This is a genomic window from Butyrivibrio sp. AE2032, from assembly GCF_000702965.1.
The window spans coordinates 778,262-792,610 of the sequence record NZ_JNLF01000003.1 but is presented as its reverse complement, the minus strand read 5'-3'; the positions used below and the strand labels follow the sequence as shown (position 1 = coordinate 792,610).

12 protein-coding genes and 1 pseudogene are annotated in these 14,349 nt (G+C 44.9%); 8 read left to right on the top strand and 5 right to left on the bottom strand.

The window, feature by feature from the left end; translation table 11 throughout:
* Window positions 1-67 precede the first annotated feature (67 nt).
* Window positions 68-457: a DUF4342 domain-containing protein gene (locus tag BO18_RS05310; protein WP_034444265.1), complete on the top strand. Its 390-nt coding sequence runs from the start codon at window positions 68-70 to the stop codon at window positions 455-457.
* Between the two features lie 53 nt (window positions 458-510).
* On the opposite strand, the gene BO18_RS05305 is transcribed toward BO18_RS05310, so the two are convergent.
* Window positions 511-2,364, bottom strand: a complete 1,854-nt coding sequence (locus BO18_RS05305; RefSeq protein WP_034444263.1) for a substrate-binding and GGDEF domain-containing protein — start codon at window positions 2,362-2,364, stop codon at window positions 511-513.
* A 138-nt stretch (window positions 2,365-2,502) separates the two neighbouring features.
* Between BO18_RS05305 and BO18_RS05300 the strand changes: the two genes are divergently transcribed.
* The 3 genes from BO18_RS05300 to BO18_RS05290 all read left to right on the top strand — a co-directional run bounded on the left by BO18_RS05300 (window position 2,503) and on the right by BO18_RS05290 (window position 7,505).
* Window positions 2,503-4,761, top strand: coding sequence for a DUF3160 domain-containing protein (locus BO18_RS05300; RefSeq protein ID WP_051688507.1), 2,259 nt, complete (start codon window positions 2,503-2,505; stop codon window positions 4,759-4,761).
* Window positions 4,758-6,146 (top strand): CapA family protein, encoded by a 1,389-nt coding sequence (locus BO18_RS05295; RefSeq protein ID WP_081860920.1) that lies wholly within the window; start codon window positions 4,758-4,760, stop codon window positions 6,144-6,146. The genes BO18_RS05300 and BO18_RS05295 overlap by 4 nt, the downstream gene beginning before the upstream one ends.
* Before the next feature lie 129 nt (window positions 6,147-6,275).
* A complete protein-coding gene (locus BO18_RS05290; RefSeq protein ID WP_034444258.1) occupies window positions 6,276-7,505 on the top strand; it encodes a 6-phosphofructokinase in 1,230 nt (409 codons plus the stop codon).
* 1 nt (window position 7,506) lies between these two features.
* Here the strand turns inward: BO18_RS05290 and BO18_RS05285 are convergent, their stop codons facing one another.
* From BO18_RS05285 to BO18_RS05270, 4 genes are all read right to left on the bottom strand, one after another.
* Window positions 7,507-8,031: a cyclic nucleotide-binding domain-containing protein gene (locus BO18_RS05285; protein ID WP_034444256.1), complete on the bottom strand. Its 525-nt coding sequence runs from the start codon at window positions 8,029-8,031 to the stop codon at window positions 7,507-7,509.
* A 93-nt stretch (window positions 8,032-8,124) separates the two neighbouring features.
* Complete coding sequence (locus BO18_RS05280) at window positions 8,125-8,628, bottom strand: helix-turn-helix domain-containing protein (RefSeq protein ID WP_034444252.1); 504 nt, start codon at window positions 8,626-8,628, stop codon at window positions 8,125-8,127.
* A 21-nt stretch (window positions 8,629-8,649) separates the two neighbouring features.
* Window positions 8,650-9,294, bottom strand: coding sequence for a phosphoribosyltransferase (locus BO18_RS05275; protein ID WP_034444249.1), 645 nt, complete (start codon window positions 9,292-9,294; stop codon window positions 8,650-8,652).
* Window positions 9,295-9,374: 80 nt separating this feature from the next.
* Window positions 9,375-10,361 carry a diaminopimelate dehydrogenase gene (locus tag BO18_RS05270; protein WP_034444246.1) on the bottom strand — a complete coding sequence of 329 codons (987 nt, stop codon included), beginning with the start codon at window positions 10,359-10,361 and terminating at the stop codon, window positions 9,375-9,377.
* 117 nt (window positions 10,362-10,478) lie between these two features.
* Between BO18_RS05270 and BO18_RS05265 the strand changes: the two genes are divergently transcribed.
* The 4 genes and pseudogenes from BO18_RS05265 (at window position 10,479) to nadE (ending at window position 14,226) form a co-directional block, all read left to right on the top strand.
* On the top strand, window positions 10,479-11,753 hold the full coding sequence (locus tag BO18_RS05265) for an O-acetylhomoserine aminocarboxypropyltransferase/cysteine synthase family protein (protein ID WP_034444244.1): 1,275 nt from the start codon (window positions 10,479-10,481) through the stop codon (window positions 11,751-11,753).
* Window positions 11,754-11,765: 12 nt separating this feature from the next.
* Window positions 11,766-11,981 (top strand): annotated as a pseudogene (locus BO18_RS36435) (adenylyltransferase/cytidyltransferase family protein); the annotation flags it as partial.
* Between the two features lie 306 nt (window positions 11,982-12,287).
* Window positions 12,288-13,496, top strand: coding sequence for a nicotinate phosphoribosyltransferase (gene pncB / locus BO18_RS05260; protein WP_034447051.1), 1,209 nt, complete (start codon window positions 12,288-12,290; stop codon window positions 13,494-13,496).
* Window positions 13,483-14,226 (top strand): NAD(+) synthase, encoded by a 744-nt coding sequence (gene nadE / locus BO18_RS05255; RefSeq protein WP_034444242.1) that lies wholly within the window; start codon window positions 13,483-13,485, stop codon window positions 14,224-14,226. The genes pncB and nadE overlap by 14 nt, the downstream gene beginning before the upstream one ends.
* Window positions 14,227-14,349 lie beyond the last annotated feature (123 nt).

The following is a 14,349-nucleotide window of genomic DNA, read 5'->3' as shown; positions in this document are numbered from 1 at the left end:
AATTAGTTTTTCTACGAAACTATAATAAAAACATCCAAACAGTATTTGGTTGAAAGGAGAGAAGGTTATGGAAATCACAATTGAAGCTATTGAGAAAGTAATGGAGATGACTGGCGTTGAGTACAAGGCAGCTAAGGAAGCGCTCTTAAAAGCAAATGGCGATGTTGATGCTGCAATCAAGATCATCCAGCCGGATACAAAGGACATCGGAGATGATGTCAAGGAATTGATCGAAAAGTTAAAGAAAAAGGTTGAAGAGGGTAACGTAGACAGGATTCAGATCAAAAAGGGTGACGAGGTTGTATTCAGCGTACCGGTCAATGTGGGGATCCTTGGTGGAATCCTTGGACTGGCAGCAGCTCCATGGGCACTGATTGCCGGATCTGTTGCAGCATTCGGACTTGGATGCAGACTTGAGGTAGTCAAGAAGGATGGAACCACAGACGAGGTTAAATGACAATTAAATAGCAAAAAAGAATTCCCGATAGATCATTTTCTACCGGGAATTTTTTATTTGTTCTCATGCTTTGCCTTTTTCATCTTGTACATCTCCTGGTCTGCGATGGAGATGATCTTATTAAGATCAAGGGTGTCGTCCATTGTGGCCGTGTAGGTGCCGAAGCTGGCAGATATAGTAAAGCCGTACTTTTTGCTGTACTCATTAAGGCGCTTTTGCATTTCTTTTTCAAAGACTGACTGATCTATCTTCTCTGGGATAAGGGCAAGCATTTCGTCGCCGCCATACCTTACGCACAGCGATTCCTTTGGACATGTGAGTTTTAGAGCTTTGGCTACAGATGAAATGGCCTGATCACCTGCTGTGTGACCACGGGTGTCATTTATCTGCTTGAGGCCGTTCAGGTCAGCCATTATTATGGTCATTTCCTGACCTTCATGGGTCTTACTTTCCTTTAGCTCCTCAAATTTATCAAGGAAAGCCATTCGATTGTATAGTCCTGTAAGAGCATCGCTCTGGTACATGGACATGATCTTTTCCCTAAGGAAGTCCTGATATCTTAAGGTAATAAATCCGCCAAGACCCATGCCCAGACAGTTTGTCATGCTGGGAGTTCTTGACCAGTCCACAAGATTATATTTTTCAAAAGAGTAGCATACAAAACCAATAGATTTACCCATGTATTCAAGGGCGTTGAAAATAAGCGGATAACCCTTTTTGATGATGTTACCAATATTTGGGACGATCTGGTGCTCGCTGTAGGGTGAGATTGCTACTTCATTGCTGTAGGAGTTGTAGATAATGCTCTTTGTGGTGCTCTTTACATCCTCAAGGAAGAAGTTGCGCTCAACATCAAAGATTGCATCCTCAACAACACAGCACATGTTATCTGTAAGGGAGTGTCTGATGTGGTAGGAACACTCCTCAAAGGTCTGGCTACACATCATGATCGCTGTCAGGTTCTGCATGATGTGGATATCATCCTGATGGTGGTAGAATCGGTTGTTCAGCTCATGTACCTTTGAAAGGGACTTGATATCTACCCTGTCACAGCCACATGATTCGTTGGCGATAAATTTTGGTGTGATCCATTTACGAACGTTTCTCGCCCCGGAAAGAATCTCCATAACGCATTCAAGGACTGAATCTGCCAATGAATGACTGTCACATATGGCAGTAGTGATTCCGGGAGTAGAAAGAAATGCTTCATCAATTCCGTCAAAACCTGAAACAATAACCTGCTCAGGGGTCTTGATACCCTCAGACTGCAGAACATCGCAGACATTTATAGCCATGATGTCATTTGCACAGATGATTGCATCCGGGAGCTCATCTCTCTCAAGAAGCTTACGGGTGGCAGCTCTTGAAGGAGCTGACCAGAAATCTCCATAGCTAAGCATGGAGTCATCATATTTTATGCCGTTTTCTTCAATGACTTTTTTGAAAACTTCGAAACGTTCAGTGGAAAATTCGCTGCTCTTTTTTCCAGCCATGAAATGAGGATGTTTTACTTTATGATCCTCGATAACGTGTCTTACAACGGACTCAAAGCCCTTAGCGTAGTCGAATTTAACGATAGAAGAATTATCATATTCGCCATCAATTACGACGGTAGGAACATTTTTCTTATTAGCTGAATCAATGATGTGTTGTACAACCTTTCGGCTCTTGATCTTCTCATCCATGATGACAACAACGTCAGTGCGGTCAAAAGGGATGAGGTCATATACCGAGGCTTCAGCCTGATAGAATTCACCACCATTACCAATCTCAGTATTCATGGTGTATATGAAAAGAAAACAGCCGTTTTTGCGCAGCAGATCGTTTAGCTCTGTAGTGAAGCTAAAGACCTGCGGATCACTGATTCCATATGTGCATAGGGCGACTATCTTTTTGTCCTGAATCATAGTCTTCTCCTGATTTTACAAATCTACTAAACTATATTATCGTACTTTTTCCCCGATTGGTCTAATATTTTTTTTGATATGTTTGGTATAATATTTCATATGGTATTGAAGGAAAAATCGTATTATTGGAGGATGATTATGAAAAGACCTATAGCCATGGCACTTGCATGCTGCCTGACTGTTTCCCTTATTGGATGCGGAAATGTGCAGAGTCAGCAGGAAAATGAAGGCAATGAAAAGGAAAATACAGCTGGGCAGCAGCCTTCAGAAAGTGAAAAAACTACTGCAGATAAGGCTGAAGACAGTTCTGCTAAAGAGGAAGTTAAATCCCTTCGTGGAGGACTTCTTGGCGATGAGGAAATCTATTATGATCCCAACCTGGTTCCGGCTGTTGAGCCCTATAAGGTCGCTGAGGATTTTTCAAATGTCTTTTACGAGCAGGACTTTGCGTATTATTTTGAGCCGGATCATGAGTACGCAAATCCCAGCGCTGCAGGCATAAGGCAGGGGCTGATCAAGAATAACTTTGCTGTTCAAAGGTCCGGTTACAACGAGTTCTTTGATATTTACGAATTCAACAGATATGTGATGTTCCCTAATTTTGTTACGGTGGATTCCCTGATGCACACCTATCACCTGTACTTTGCTTATCTTATGAAGCAGACAGAGAAGAACTACCTGGCAAAAGAGCTAAGGACCCTCACCACTTCTATGTACGACCTGGCAATGAAGGACTATGAAGAACTGGAAGGTACCCAATGGGAGGATGCAGCTGAGAGGAATATGGAGTTCTTTTACATAGCAGGACTTCTTCAGGGAAGCAATGCTGCAGCTCCGGTGAAGGCAGGAGCTGATTTTAAGGCGAATACCCAGGCTGAATATGAAAAGATCATGGCGGCTGAGGCTATTGATGACTGCGTGATCTCAGGCCTTAACGAGGATTACACCCAGTATAAGGTAAGGGGCTACTATGAGGGCGACGATGACCTGGAAAGATATTTCCGCACCATGATGTGGTTTGGAAGAATGCCCTTTGCCCTGGATACTCCTGATGGAGTTAAGAGTGCAGTTCTTTTAACCAGTCTTATTGATCGCAGCAAGGATGAGTGGAGCGACATTTATAGTGTCACAAGCTTTTTTGCCGGGGCATCGGACGATCCGGGTTATTATGAGATGAAGAACGTTCTTGAGGGTGCCTATGGAAAGGTTCCTGAGGTGGCGGAGCTTAAGGCTGATGACGAGGGACTTTCAAAGGTTCAGGAAGCGGTAAAAACTCTTAATCTTCCACAGATAAATTCAATCCCTGTAATGGAGTGGGAAGAGGTGGTCATTCCTTCCTTCAGGTTTATGGGACAGAGATTTACTATCGATGAAGCAATCATGCAAAAGCTGGTCTACAGGGCAGTTGAGGAGAATTCTGCAGGTGACAGAAGGTATCTTCCAGATACTCTCGATGTGGCAGCAGCCCTTGGTTCCGAGAAAGCCTTAGAGCTTCTTGATGAGCAGGGAGCTACAGGATATTCAAGATATACTGAAAACCTGGAGGCGGCAAAAGAGCATTTCAACAACTCTGATGGAACTCTCTGGAACGCCAGCCTCTACTCAGGATGGCTCAATGTACTTAGACCTCTTTTGGAGGTAAAGGGAGAGGGTTATCCTTCCTACATGACAAACGAGGAGTGGACTAAGAAGAATCTTGAGACCTTTGCCGGTTCTTATGCGGAGCTGAAACACGACACCATTCTTTATGCAAAGCAGCTTATGGCTGAGATGGGAGGACCGGATCAGGAACCTCTGGATGACAGAGGATATGTTGACCCTCAGCCTGTTGTATACAGCAGATTTATTAACCTTTCAAAGAAGACTGCCCAGGGACTTGAGAACCTTGGTATGCTGGAAGCAAAGCAGAAGGAGAATCTGGACAGGCTTTCAGAGATAGCAACAAGCTTACTTGCTATTTCGGAAAAAGAGCTAAAGAATGAGGACAGGACTGAAGAGGACTATGAGTTTATCAGATGTTATGGTGGATATCTTGAGCATTTCTGGCAGGAAGTGAATCAGACAGATGAGAACATGCCTATATCCAGCGATGAGTTCCCATGTCCGATAGTTGCGGATATTGCAACGGATCCAAACGGAACAGTTCTTGAGGTGGGTTCCGGAAAAGCTGACTCTATCTACGTTGTATTTCCTATTGATGGGGAACTTCACATTGGAAGAGGAAGCGTGTATTCCTTCTATCAGTTTACAGTGCCTATCAGTGAGAGAATGACGGACGAAGAGTTCAGGATAAAGATATCAAATGGTTATCTGGATGATGACTGGAACTGGGTTGAGAACAAGGATAAACTTAAACAGCCTGACTGGACTGCAAGTTACAGAGTGGACGAAGAATGAAGATAATATCCACATACAAAAAAAGAATAATAGGGCTACTGCTGACCTTAGGGTTGGCAGTAGCCCTTTGTGGGATTGGGCGTATTGGGTTCATTCCTTCCTGGGTAACCTATAAGGAAGCGGATTTCGCCTCAAAAGTCCAGGATTATCTGGTGACGGACATTGACAGAGACGGCGATGAAGAGGTGATAGCTCTTTTGTGGAAAAAAGGAAAGTACGGGCAGCACAAGCCCTTCTGGGTTAAGGAAAACGACACCAGGTACTCTCAGCACCTGTTCATCTATGATGTTGAAGAGGATGGAAAGTACAGGCAGAAGTGGTGTGCCTCCGATGTGGGGACACCCATCCGCCGGATGAAAATGCTGGATGAGGAGAAGGGGATCCTACTGACTGAGACCATTGATGGAGTCAGCAATCTCTGGCGCTGGGATCAGTGGGGGCTGGATATCATGGATAACGAGCTTTCCTTAGTTTCCTTTGGCGACAATATCATTCATGAGGAGATATTGGAGCAGGCGGATCGTTTCTATGGCGGAAACTATGACTTCATATATGAGCCCTTTAAGAAAGAGATCATGGACGCGGATATAGCAACGGTTCAGCTGGAGACTATCCTTGTGGATAAAAAGAGCGCTGTGGCTGGATTTCCTTCATTCGGATCGCCTTTGGAAGTTGGAAGGGCGCTTTGTGATGCGGGGTTTGACGTTATGGTATGCGCAGGAAATCATGCCCTGGACAGGGGAATCTATGGAATAGACGTGACCACGGATTTCTTTGAGCAGGAAGGTGTTACCTGTGTGGGAATTCAGAACGGAAGGGGTAGTGAGTTCAGACCCTATGAAGTTGTTGAAAAGAAGAATATGAAGATTGCACTGTTTTCCTACACCTATGGGACTAATGGAAATGATGCTTCTGATAAATATCCTTATGCTGTTCATTACCTGCCTTTGAATGAGGAGCAGGAGAGAGCTATGGTGGAGGAATTGAAAGAATGTAGAACAAAACTCATAAAGGATAGCTCAGGTGCTGCGGGAGCGGAAGATGGGGCTGATTTTGTAGTGGCCTTTGTTCACTGGGGCGATGAATACTCTAAGGAGGTGTCCGAGACACAGAAACACCTGACACAGCTCTTTTCCGAAGGAGGCGTGGATCTGGTGATCGGAACTCACCCTCATGTTGTCCAGGAAAGTGAAGTGGTTGACAGGCCTGATGGCGGGAGGATGCTTGTCTTTTACTCCTTGGGAAACTTTAGAGCGTATCAGGGCTGGAATGAGGCTGTTAAGACAGGACAGGAAACAATTGTGACCCTTGAACATACCTGTGACGGCGTGAGGATCAGGGATTACTCGGTTAAGCAGGTGGAAGCCTATGTGGTGGGACATTAATAACAGTTCAGAATATTCCGTATTTTTGCAAATGTAAACGCTTACAATGATTATACCAAACATGGTACTCTTCAGATAAGAAGCTATATTTCGTTAACAGTGGTTACAAAAAAGGAGGGTATCAGTAGGATGAAGAACGCAATTGTAGGACAGTCCGGAGGACCAACAGCAGTTATCAATTCAAGCCTTGCAGGGGTATTTGAGGCGGCAAAAAGTAGGGGATCAGAGCATGTATACGGCATGTGTAACGGAATTCAGGGATTTCTTGAGGGGAGATATGTGGACCTCACGGAAGTCTTTGCAAAGCCCATCGATATTGAGCTTTTGAAGAGAACGCCATCAAGTTATCTGGGCAGTTGCCGCTATAAGCTGCCTGAACTTGATGCTGAAGGAGCGAAGGGAATCTACGATAAGATCATGAAAAGTCTTAATGATCTCAACGTGGGATATTTCTTTTACATAGGCGGAAATGACAGCATGGATACTATCAATAAGCTTGCTGCCTATGGGGAGAAGACAGGGAGCGATATCAGATTTATCGGGGTTCCAAAGACTATTGATAATGACCTTACTGTGACAGATCACACGCCGGGATATGGCTCTGCTGCTAAGTATATTGGCGTAGTCATGAAGGAGATCATCAGAGATGCCACTGTTTATGGCACAAAGTATGTGACTGTTGTTGAGATAATGGGAAGAAATGCCGGATGGCTCACTGCTGCAGCTGCGCTGGCAAAGGACTATGACTGCGAAGGCGTAGATATGATCTGCCTTCCGGAGGTGCCTTTCAATGTGGACAGATTTATCGAGAAGGTCCGCAGGATGCAGGAAAAGAAAAGCAGCATAGTTATAGCGGTTTCAGAAGGAGTTAAGCTTGAGGATGGCAGATATGTCTGTGAACTGTCTGATGATGTTCATGCTGTTGATGCCTTTGGACATAAGAGTCTGACTGGAACAGCAAGATTTCTGGCTAATACCATCGCAAGAAATCTTGATACAAAAACAAGATGCATTGAGCTTTCTACTCTCCAGCGCTGCGCAGGACATCTTACAAGCCGTACTGATATAACTGAGGCTTACCAGGTTGGAGGAGCTGCTGTTAAGGCGGCTTTTGAAGGTCACACAGGAGAAATGGTGGCACTTAAGAGAATTTCCAATTCACCTTACCAGTGCACAACGGAGCTTCACCCAATATCTGACATAGCAAATCTTGAAAAGAAAGTTCCTCTTGAATGGGTAAATGATGATCATACACAGATGAAGCAGGAATTCATTGAATATGCTCATCCTTTGATTCAGGCAGAGCTCACTCCTATTTTTGTCGGAGGACTTCCACAGCATGTATATCTTGGAGAATGAGCTATTCGTGTGACTCGTAGTTTTCAAGGAAGTAAGTCATTCCCTTTAAGCCCATACCATTTGGATTGTAAAAGCTTCTTAGCATATTTTTCTTCATTTCCACTATTTTCTTCTCATGTTCCTTTGTATGAGAGCTGAGTTCTATGCTAAGAGCTGTGATCTGGTGTTGCATCAAGTCCATGGTATGGGCCATATTTTTCATTATCTGGAGAACGCTGGCGTGATTATCCTGGATGAAGCTACCCAGACGTTCCTCCGTGACTCTCAGGGCATAAACATCTGAATATGCGATGACCGTATAGATAGAAGGTGAGTTCATCAGAAGTCCAAACTCTCCAAAACAAGCTCCCGGACCAATGATGCTCACAAGTACTTCATAGTCAGTACCATATCCTACATACATTTCAGCCCTTCCGCTTATGATCTTATACATTTCAGTATAGATCTCGCCTTCTTTTATAATAAGGCTTTCCGCAGGAAAAGAGACTATTGCTTTTTTCTGTTCATTATCTGGGCTCTGATTCATGGATGCACCTCCATATCGCATTTTGCCAAAAGCGGATGATGGAAATAAAAAACAGCGAGGACCTTTATTCGCAGTCCCCACTGTCTCTGGTTTTTATCTAAGCTGATTAAGTTTGGATTTATCAATCTTGCCATCGGCGATGGTGCTGGCAACCCACAGTTTGAGTGATTCTACTGTAAGGTCGATCTGATCCAGCTGCTTCTGGATGTTGACAAAGTCCGGTAATTCATCATCCGAGATTATGCCGTCTGCTGTGATATCTATGAGACGATTTTTTTGCGCGTCCAGGGAATTAAGCGCAGCAAGCATCCCCAGAACTATCTCGGATAGAGAAGAGGATTTTACTTCAGGTACAGAGTCTTTTCCGATGCGGCACTCGTGAGTGCAATAGTAGTTGCAAAGCTCAGGCTTTTTGTAAGCCGCTGCCATGTCTACAACATCTTCAGGTACAACTGCTGTCTTGTCGGTCTCAAGCTTTTCAAGCCTGCTCTCGGAAATGGTTCCTATAAGCTCACTGGCCTGTGCTCTAGTGAGACCTGCTTCCTCCCTTGCTTCAAAATAGATGTTCTTGTTTTCTTTAATTGATTTTTTCCCCATTACAAAACTCCGGTATATTTTTTACTTTAGTACGCTGTATCCGAAGCTGTTAACCAGAGCATCTATCGGTGTGCCATTCTTACAAAGAGGGCAATCTGTCGGTGGATATGACTGATAGTTAGGAATTTCTTCAGGATGGAAAACTGAGATAACAGGAATTCCCTCCACTTCCTTTACCGCACTGAAGATAGCGCAGGCTCCGGATATATTAGCGCCATAATAACGTACTCCGTCCATGAGACTCTCTAAGGTAAGACCTGTAGCCAGGGAGCCCATAAGGATAAGTACATGTTTGCCACGGATGGCGAGCTGCAGATTATCTCTAAAGATGATCTGACCATTTGGTGCATACTCAGGCGCAAGGACGTAAACCGTGCGGTGAGCATTGTAATTCAGAACCCCGGCTCTTGTGAGTTCCTCAGCAAGATAGGTTCCGATAACTTCAGTTCCGTCTGCACAGACTATGGTATCCACAGGAGTGGAAATAGTGTAATGCATGGCAAGAATTGTTGCTACACCATGAGCCTCACTGCAACGGGTCTTCATGGTCCCGAGCTCCATGTAATTTGTTATGTGAGAATGGGTTGTAGCGTAGTGGCCCGGTATAATCTTAAGAGCCACATTCGAATTCATAGAAGCTGGTATCTTGGTGTATTCTGATAGCATACCCAAATCCCCCTTTTTTTCTTAAATTATACCATGCATCGTGAAATTTTAGGCTATTTTTTGACGGAATTATGAAATTTTTACAGAAGGTGTGCTCTGAGTTCTTCGCCGCTTTGACTTGAGAGGTAAGCTGGTGGAATATCAAGCATTGTCTTGCAGCCCTTAGCGCCTTCTTCGTGCATTCTCTGAGCTGCCCTTGCAACAGCTACCAGTACGCTTGTGGTGAACTCAGGGTTTGAATCAAGCTTTAAGCTGTATTCAATGATGTGATTGTGCTCCTTATCTGCGCCAGTCTTTCCGCTTCTGAAAACAAAGCCGCCATGAGCCATTCCGCTGTGGTTCTTAAGAAGCTCTTCTTCGCTGATGAAGTGAACGGTTGTGTCATAGTCTGCGAAATAGTTTGGCATCCCCTTGATCTCTTTTTCTACGGCTGCAGCATCAGCACCTTCCTCTAGAACAACGAAGCACTCTCTTGTGTGCTTGTCCCTAGTGGTGAGCTCAGGATTCTTACCACTTCTTACAGCTTCCAGAGCACTCTCTACAGGGATTGTGTACTGCTTGGCATTCTTTACGCCCTTAACTCTTCTGATGGCATCTGAATGTCCCTGGGATACGCCCTTACCCCAGAATGTGTAATCATTTCCCTCAGGAAGAATGGCATTGGAGTAAACTCTTGCAAGTGAGAACATTCCCGGATCCCAACCACAGGATATGACAGCGATCTTGCCAGCTTCCTTGGCAGCAGCATCTACGTTTGCAAAATGCTCAGGAATTCTAGCGTGAGTGTCAAAGCTGTCGACAACGTTGAAAAGCTTAGCGTACTGAGGTGTCTGAACCGGCAGATCTGTAGCACTTCCGCCGCAAAGAATCATTACGTCTATCTTATCTTTCCAGTTCTCAACATCATTGGTGGAGACAACAGGAACACCACTTGTTTTAATAGTAAGCGAAGATGGATCTCTTCTTGTAAAAACAGCTACCAGCTCCATATCAGGTGCTGCAGCCACTGCAAGCTCTACGCCCTTGCCCAGGTTTCCGTAACCCAGAATACCGATTCTAATGCTCATTTTCTTCTTCCTCCTATTACTACGTGTTTACAATTTGAAAGTATTATACCATTACATGCAATATAGTGATATAATCGTCAAAAAGCTTAAGAATAAGGAACATACGGAGGAAATAAAATGAGTCAGGGAATTGGCACCAGATGTGTTCAGGCCGGATACACTCCAGGAAACGGAGAACCTAGGCAGATACCCATCATTCAGTCCACTACTTTCAAATATGATACCAGTGAGGACATGGGAAAATTATTTGATCTGGAGGCTTCAGGGTATTTCTACACCAGACTTCAGAATCCGACTAACGATCATGTTGCAGCCAAGATAGCAGCTCTTGAGGGTGGATGTGCAGCAATGCTTACATCTTCAGGACAGGCAGCAAACTTTTTTGCACTATTTAATATCTGTGAATGCGGAAGTCACATTGTGGCATCTTCATCAATCTATGGAGGAACCTTCAACCTCATCGCTGTAACCATGGCGAAGATGGGAATAGAAGTTACCTTCGTCTCACCAACAGCTTCAGATGAGGAGCTGGACGCAGCTTTTAAGGACAACACAAGGGCAGTTTTTGGAGAGACTATTGCAAACCCTGCGCTTACTGTTCTTGATATTGAGAAATTTGCAAATGCTGCCCACAGACACGGCGTTCCTCTTGTTGTAGACAATACATTCCCAACACCTGTTAACTGCAGACCTATCGAGTGGGGAGCAGATATAGTTACACATTCAACAACTAAGTACATGGACGGCCACGGTGCTGCAGTGGGCGGAGCTATCGTAGACTCAGGTAACTTCGACTGGATGGCACATGCTGACAAGTTCCCGGGTCTTACACAGCCAGATGATTCTTATCACGGAATTATTTATGCTGAGAAGTTCGGCAAAGAAGGTGCTTTCATCACAAAGGCTACAGCCCAGCTCATGCGTGACTTTGGTTGTATACAGTCACCACAGAATGCATTTCTTTTGAATCTGGGTCTTGAGTCCCTTCATGTGAGAATGCCTCGCCATGTTGAGAACGGCCTTGCAGTTGCCAGGTTCCTTCAGGAGCAGGAGCAGGTTGCAAAGGTTAGCTATCCCGGACTTGAGAGCGATCCATATTATGAGATTGCCAAGAAATACATGCCAAACGGCGGCTGCGGAGTTGTTTCCTTCGAACTTAAGGGCGGAAGAGCTGCTGCAGAGAGCTTCATGAAGAAGCTTAAGCTTGCAGCCATTGAAACCCACGTTGCAGACGCAAGAACCTGTTGCCTGAATCCTGCCACATCAACTCACCGCCAGATGACAGATGAGCAGCTTGCCGAGGCTGGAATCCCAGCAGGTCTTGTTAGAATGAGCTGTGGTCTTGAGGACAAGGAAGACCTGATCGCAGACATTGCAAATGCGTTGAAATAAGGAGTAAATGCAGTGGAAAATATAGGAATTGTTTTCGGTTGTTTCATTCCCTTTCACAAGGGACATGAGTCTCTAGTGAAAAGAGCTCTGGAAGAAAACGACAGAATGATAATAGCAGTTTGTGGTTACCAGGAGGACAGGGGCAAGGAATTCCTTCCCTTTACTGTGCGCTACAAGCTGGTAAAAGAGATGTTTCGGGAGGATAGACGTGTTACCGTTGCCCTTATCGATGACAAGAAGATCGGCCTTGATGGCACCTTCACCCATGAGAATTGGGTTGCCTGGGGAAAAGAGCTTTTTGAGTCGGCGGGGATAGCTCCAGACTCGGCACATTTCAACTGGTATACAGGAGAGCCTTCCTATGTGGAAAAGCTTGGTCCCATATATCCCGAGCACACATTTAATCTGGTGGACAGGACCATAGTTAATGTCAGCGGAACAGAGATCCGTGAAAATCCTATGGATCTGTCAGATGATATAAATGCAGTATTTAGAGAATACCTGCTAAAGACAGGAAAACTTGAGGAGGATCCAATGAATCCAGTTATTGACAGCTTACTTGAAACTGACCTGTACAAATTTTCTATGGGCCAGGCTATTTACCACAATTTCCCAGACTACACCACCACCTGGACTTTCAGATGCCGTAACAAGGACGTGAAGTTCACAGCGGAGATGGTTGAGGAGATCAAGAGACAGATATATCTTTACTGTGACTTAAACTTTACCGAGGATGAGCTCAACTACCTTTCAACTATCAAATGGATAAAGAAATCCTATGTTGATTTCCTTCGCCTGTGGCATCCAAGATATGAGGACTTTACTATTACCACAGATGCTGAGTGTGGTCTGGCTATCGAGACAAACGGAACCTGGCTCAACACCTCAATGTATGAGATACCTACTCTTGCCATAGTTAACGAAGTTTACTTCAGAATGGCTTATGATTATTCAGAACTGATGGAGTCCTTTGAAGAGAGACTTGATGCGAAGATAGCTCTTTTAACTGATGGAACATATAAGCTAGGAGCCTTCAGTGAGTTCGGACTCAGGAGAAGACTCTCTGCTGAGGCTCAGGAGCTGGCTGTACTTAAGCTTAAAAATGCTAACCTTGGTGATGGCTCAAAGTTTGTTGGAACATCAAATGTGCTCCTAGCTAAGAAACTTGGAGTTACTCCTGTTGGAACCATGGCTCACGAGTGGATCATGTGCGTAGGTCAGGGTAACCACAAGCATAACCCTGCATATTCTAACTGGTATGCTCTTGACTACTGGGTAAAGGAGTATGGAATCCTGAACGGAACAGCCCTTACGGATGCTATCACTACAGACTGCTTCCTTCGCGACTTCCAGCTGACATTCTCAACTCTCTTTTCCGGTGTTCGCCACGACTCAGGAGATCCTATTGAGTGGGGCGAGAAGATGATTGCTCACTACGAGAGCCTTGGAATCGATCCTAGGACAAAGACACTGCTGTTCAGTGACAGCCTTGATTTTGAGCGTGCTAACAAGATCAACGAGCACTTTAACGGAAGAGCAAAGGTTGCTTTCGGAATCGGAACATACATTGCCAATGATACAAAGGTTCCTGCCCTTAACATTGTCATGAAGACCACAGCCTGCAACGGACAGGATGTTGCCAAGGTTTCTGACGTAGAAGGCAAGGGCATGTGCAAGAACCCTAACTACGTTGATTATCTTCAGAGATGCATTGATTGGAGAATGGAAAATGAGCAAATTTGATGCTAAAAAAGAGATTGAAAATATCGTCTCCTGGATCCAGAACTGGTTTGAAAATAACGGACCTAAGGCAAATGCTGTGATTGGAATTTCAGGCGGAAAAGACTCTTCAATCGTGGCAGCCCTTCTTGTTAAGGCTCTTGGCAAGGACAGAGTTGTGGGCGTCATGATGCCTAACGGTGAGCAGAAGGACATTTCAGATTCACAGAAGGTTTGTGAGATTCTTGGAATCAGGAATTATACTGTGAATATTGCTAAGGCTTTTGAGGGCGAGATAGAGGCCCTTAAGACAGCCGGCGTTGAGCCTGGCAAGGATGCGATTATCAATACTCCTCCAAGACTCCGCATGGCTACACTTTATGCCATTGCTCAGTCACTTCCCGAGGGAGGACGTGTTGCTAACACCTGCAATGCATCAGAGGACTACGTTGGTTATTCAACCAAGTATGGCGATGCAGCCGGAGACTTCAGCCCTTGCTCAGATTTCCTGGTTAGCGAGATGCTTCAGATTGGCGACGGGCTTGGACTTCCTGCCGACCTGATCCACAAGACTCCATCCGATGGACTTTCAGGAATGTCAGATGAGGACAAGCTTGGCTTCACCTACGCTATGCTGGACAAGTACGTTCGCACCGGCGAGATCGAGGACGAAGCCATCAAGGAGAAGATTGATCGCCTTCACAGACTGAACCTGCACAAGCTCCAGACAATACCTATGTATAAGAGAAGCTGATAGAGCTTTTGCAGAGCTCTGGCAGAGCAGAATTGACCAGTCCCAAGGCCATGACAGGCCCTGGGGCTTTTTTATGCCTCCAGCCAGGGTTTTTTCTTTTTGCATCGCCACCCTTGACGGAAC

What these genes read in the sequence shown, in the direction of transcription:
- BO18_RS05310 (WP_034444265.1), top strand. Translation starts at nt 68, where the DNA reads ATGGAAATCACAATTGAAGCTATTGAGAAAGTAATGGAGATGACTGGC.
- BO18_RS05305 (WP_034444263.1), bottom strand. Translation starts at nt 2,364, where the DNA reads ATGATTCAGGACAAAAAGATAGTCGCCCTATGCACATATGGAATCAGT.
- BO18_RS05300 (WP_051688507.1), top strand. Translation starts at nt 2,503, where the DNA reads ATGAAAAGACCTATAGCCATGGCACTTGCATGCTGCCTGACTGTTTCC.
- BO18_RS05295 (WP_081860920.1), top strand. Translation starts at nt 4,758, where the DNA reads ATGAAGATAATATCCACATACAAAAAAAGAATAATAGGGCTACTGCTG.
- BO18_RS05290 (WP_034444258.1), top strand. Translation starts at nt 6,276, where the DNA reads ATGAAGAACGCAATTGTAGGACAGTCCGGAGGACCAACAGCAGTTATC.
- BO18_RS05285 (WP_034444256.1), bottom strand. Translation starts at nt 8,031, where the DNA reads ATGAATCAGAGCCCAGATAATGAACAGAAAAAAGCAATAGTCTCTTTT.
- BO18_RS05280 (WP_034444252.1), bottom strand. Translation starts at nt 8,628, where the DNA reads ATGGGGAAAAAATCAATTAAAGAAAACAAGAACATCTATTTTGAAGCA.
- BO18_RS05275 (WP_034444249.1), bottom strand. Translation starts at nt 9,294, where the DNA reads ATGCTATCAGAATACACCAAGATACCAGCTTCTATGAATTCGAATGTG.
- BO18_RS05270 (WP_034444246.1), bottom strand. Translation starts at nt 10,361, where the DNA reads ATGAGCATTAGAATCGGTATTCTGGGTTACGGAAACCTGGGCAAGGGC.
- BO18_RS05265 (WP_034444244.1), top strand. Translation starts at nt 10,479, where the DNA reads ATGAGTCAGGGAATTGGCACCAGATGTGTTCAGGCCGGATACACTCCA.
- pncB (WP_034447051.1), top strand. Translation starts at nt 12,288, where the DNA reads ATGAATCCAGTTATTGACAGCTTACTTGAAACTGACCTGTACAAATTT.
- nadE (WP_034444242.1), top strand. Translation starts at nt 13,483, where the DNA reads ATGAGCAAATTTGATGCTAAAAAAGAGATTGAAAATATCGTCTCCTGG.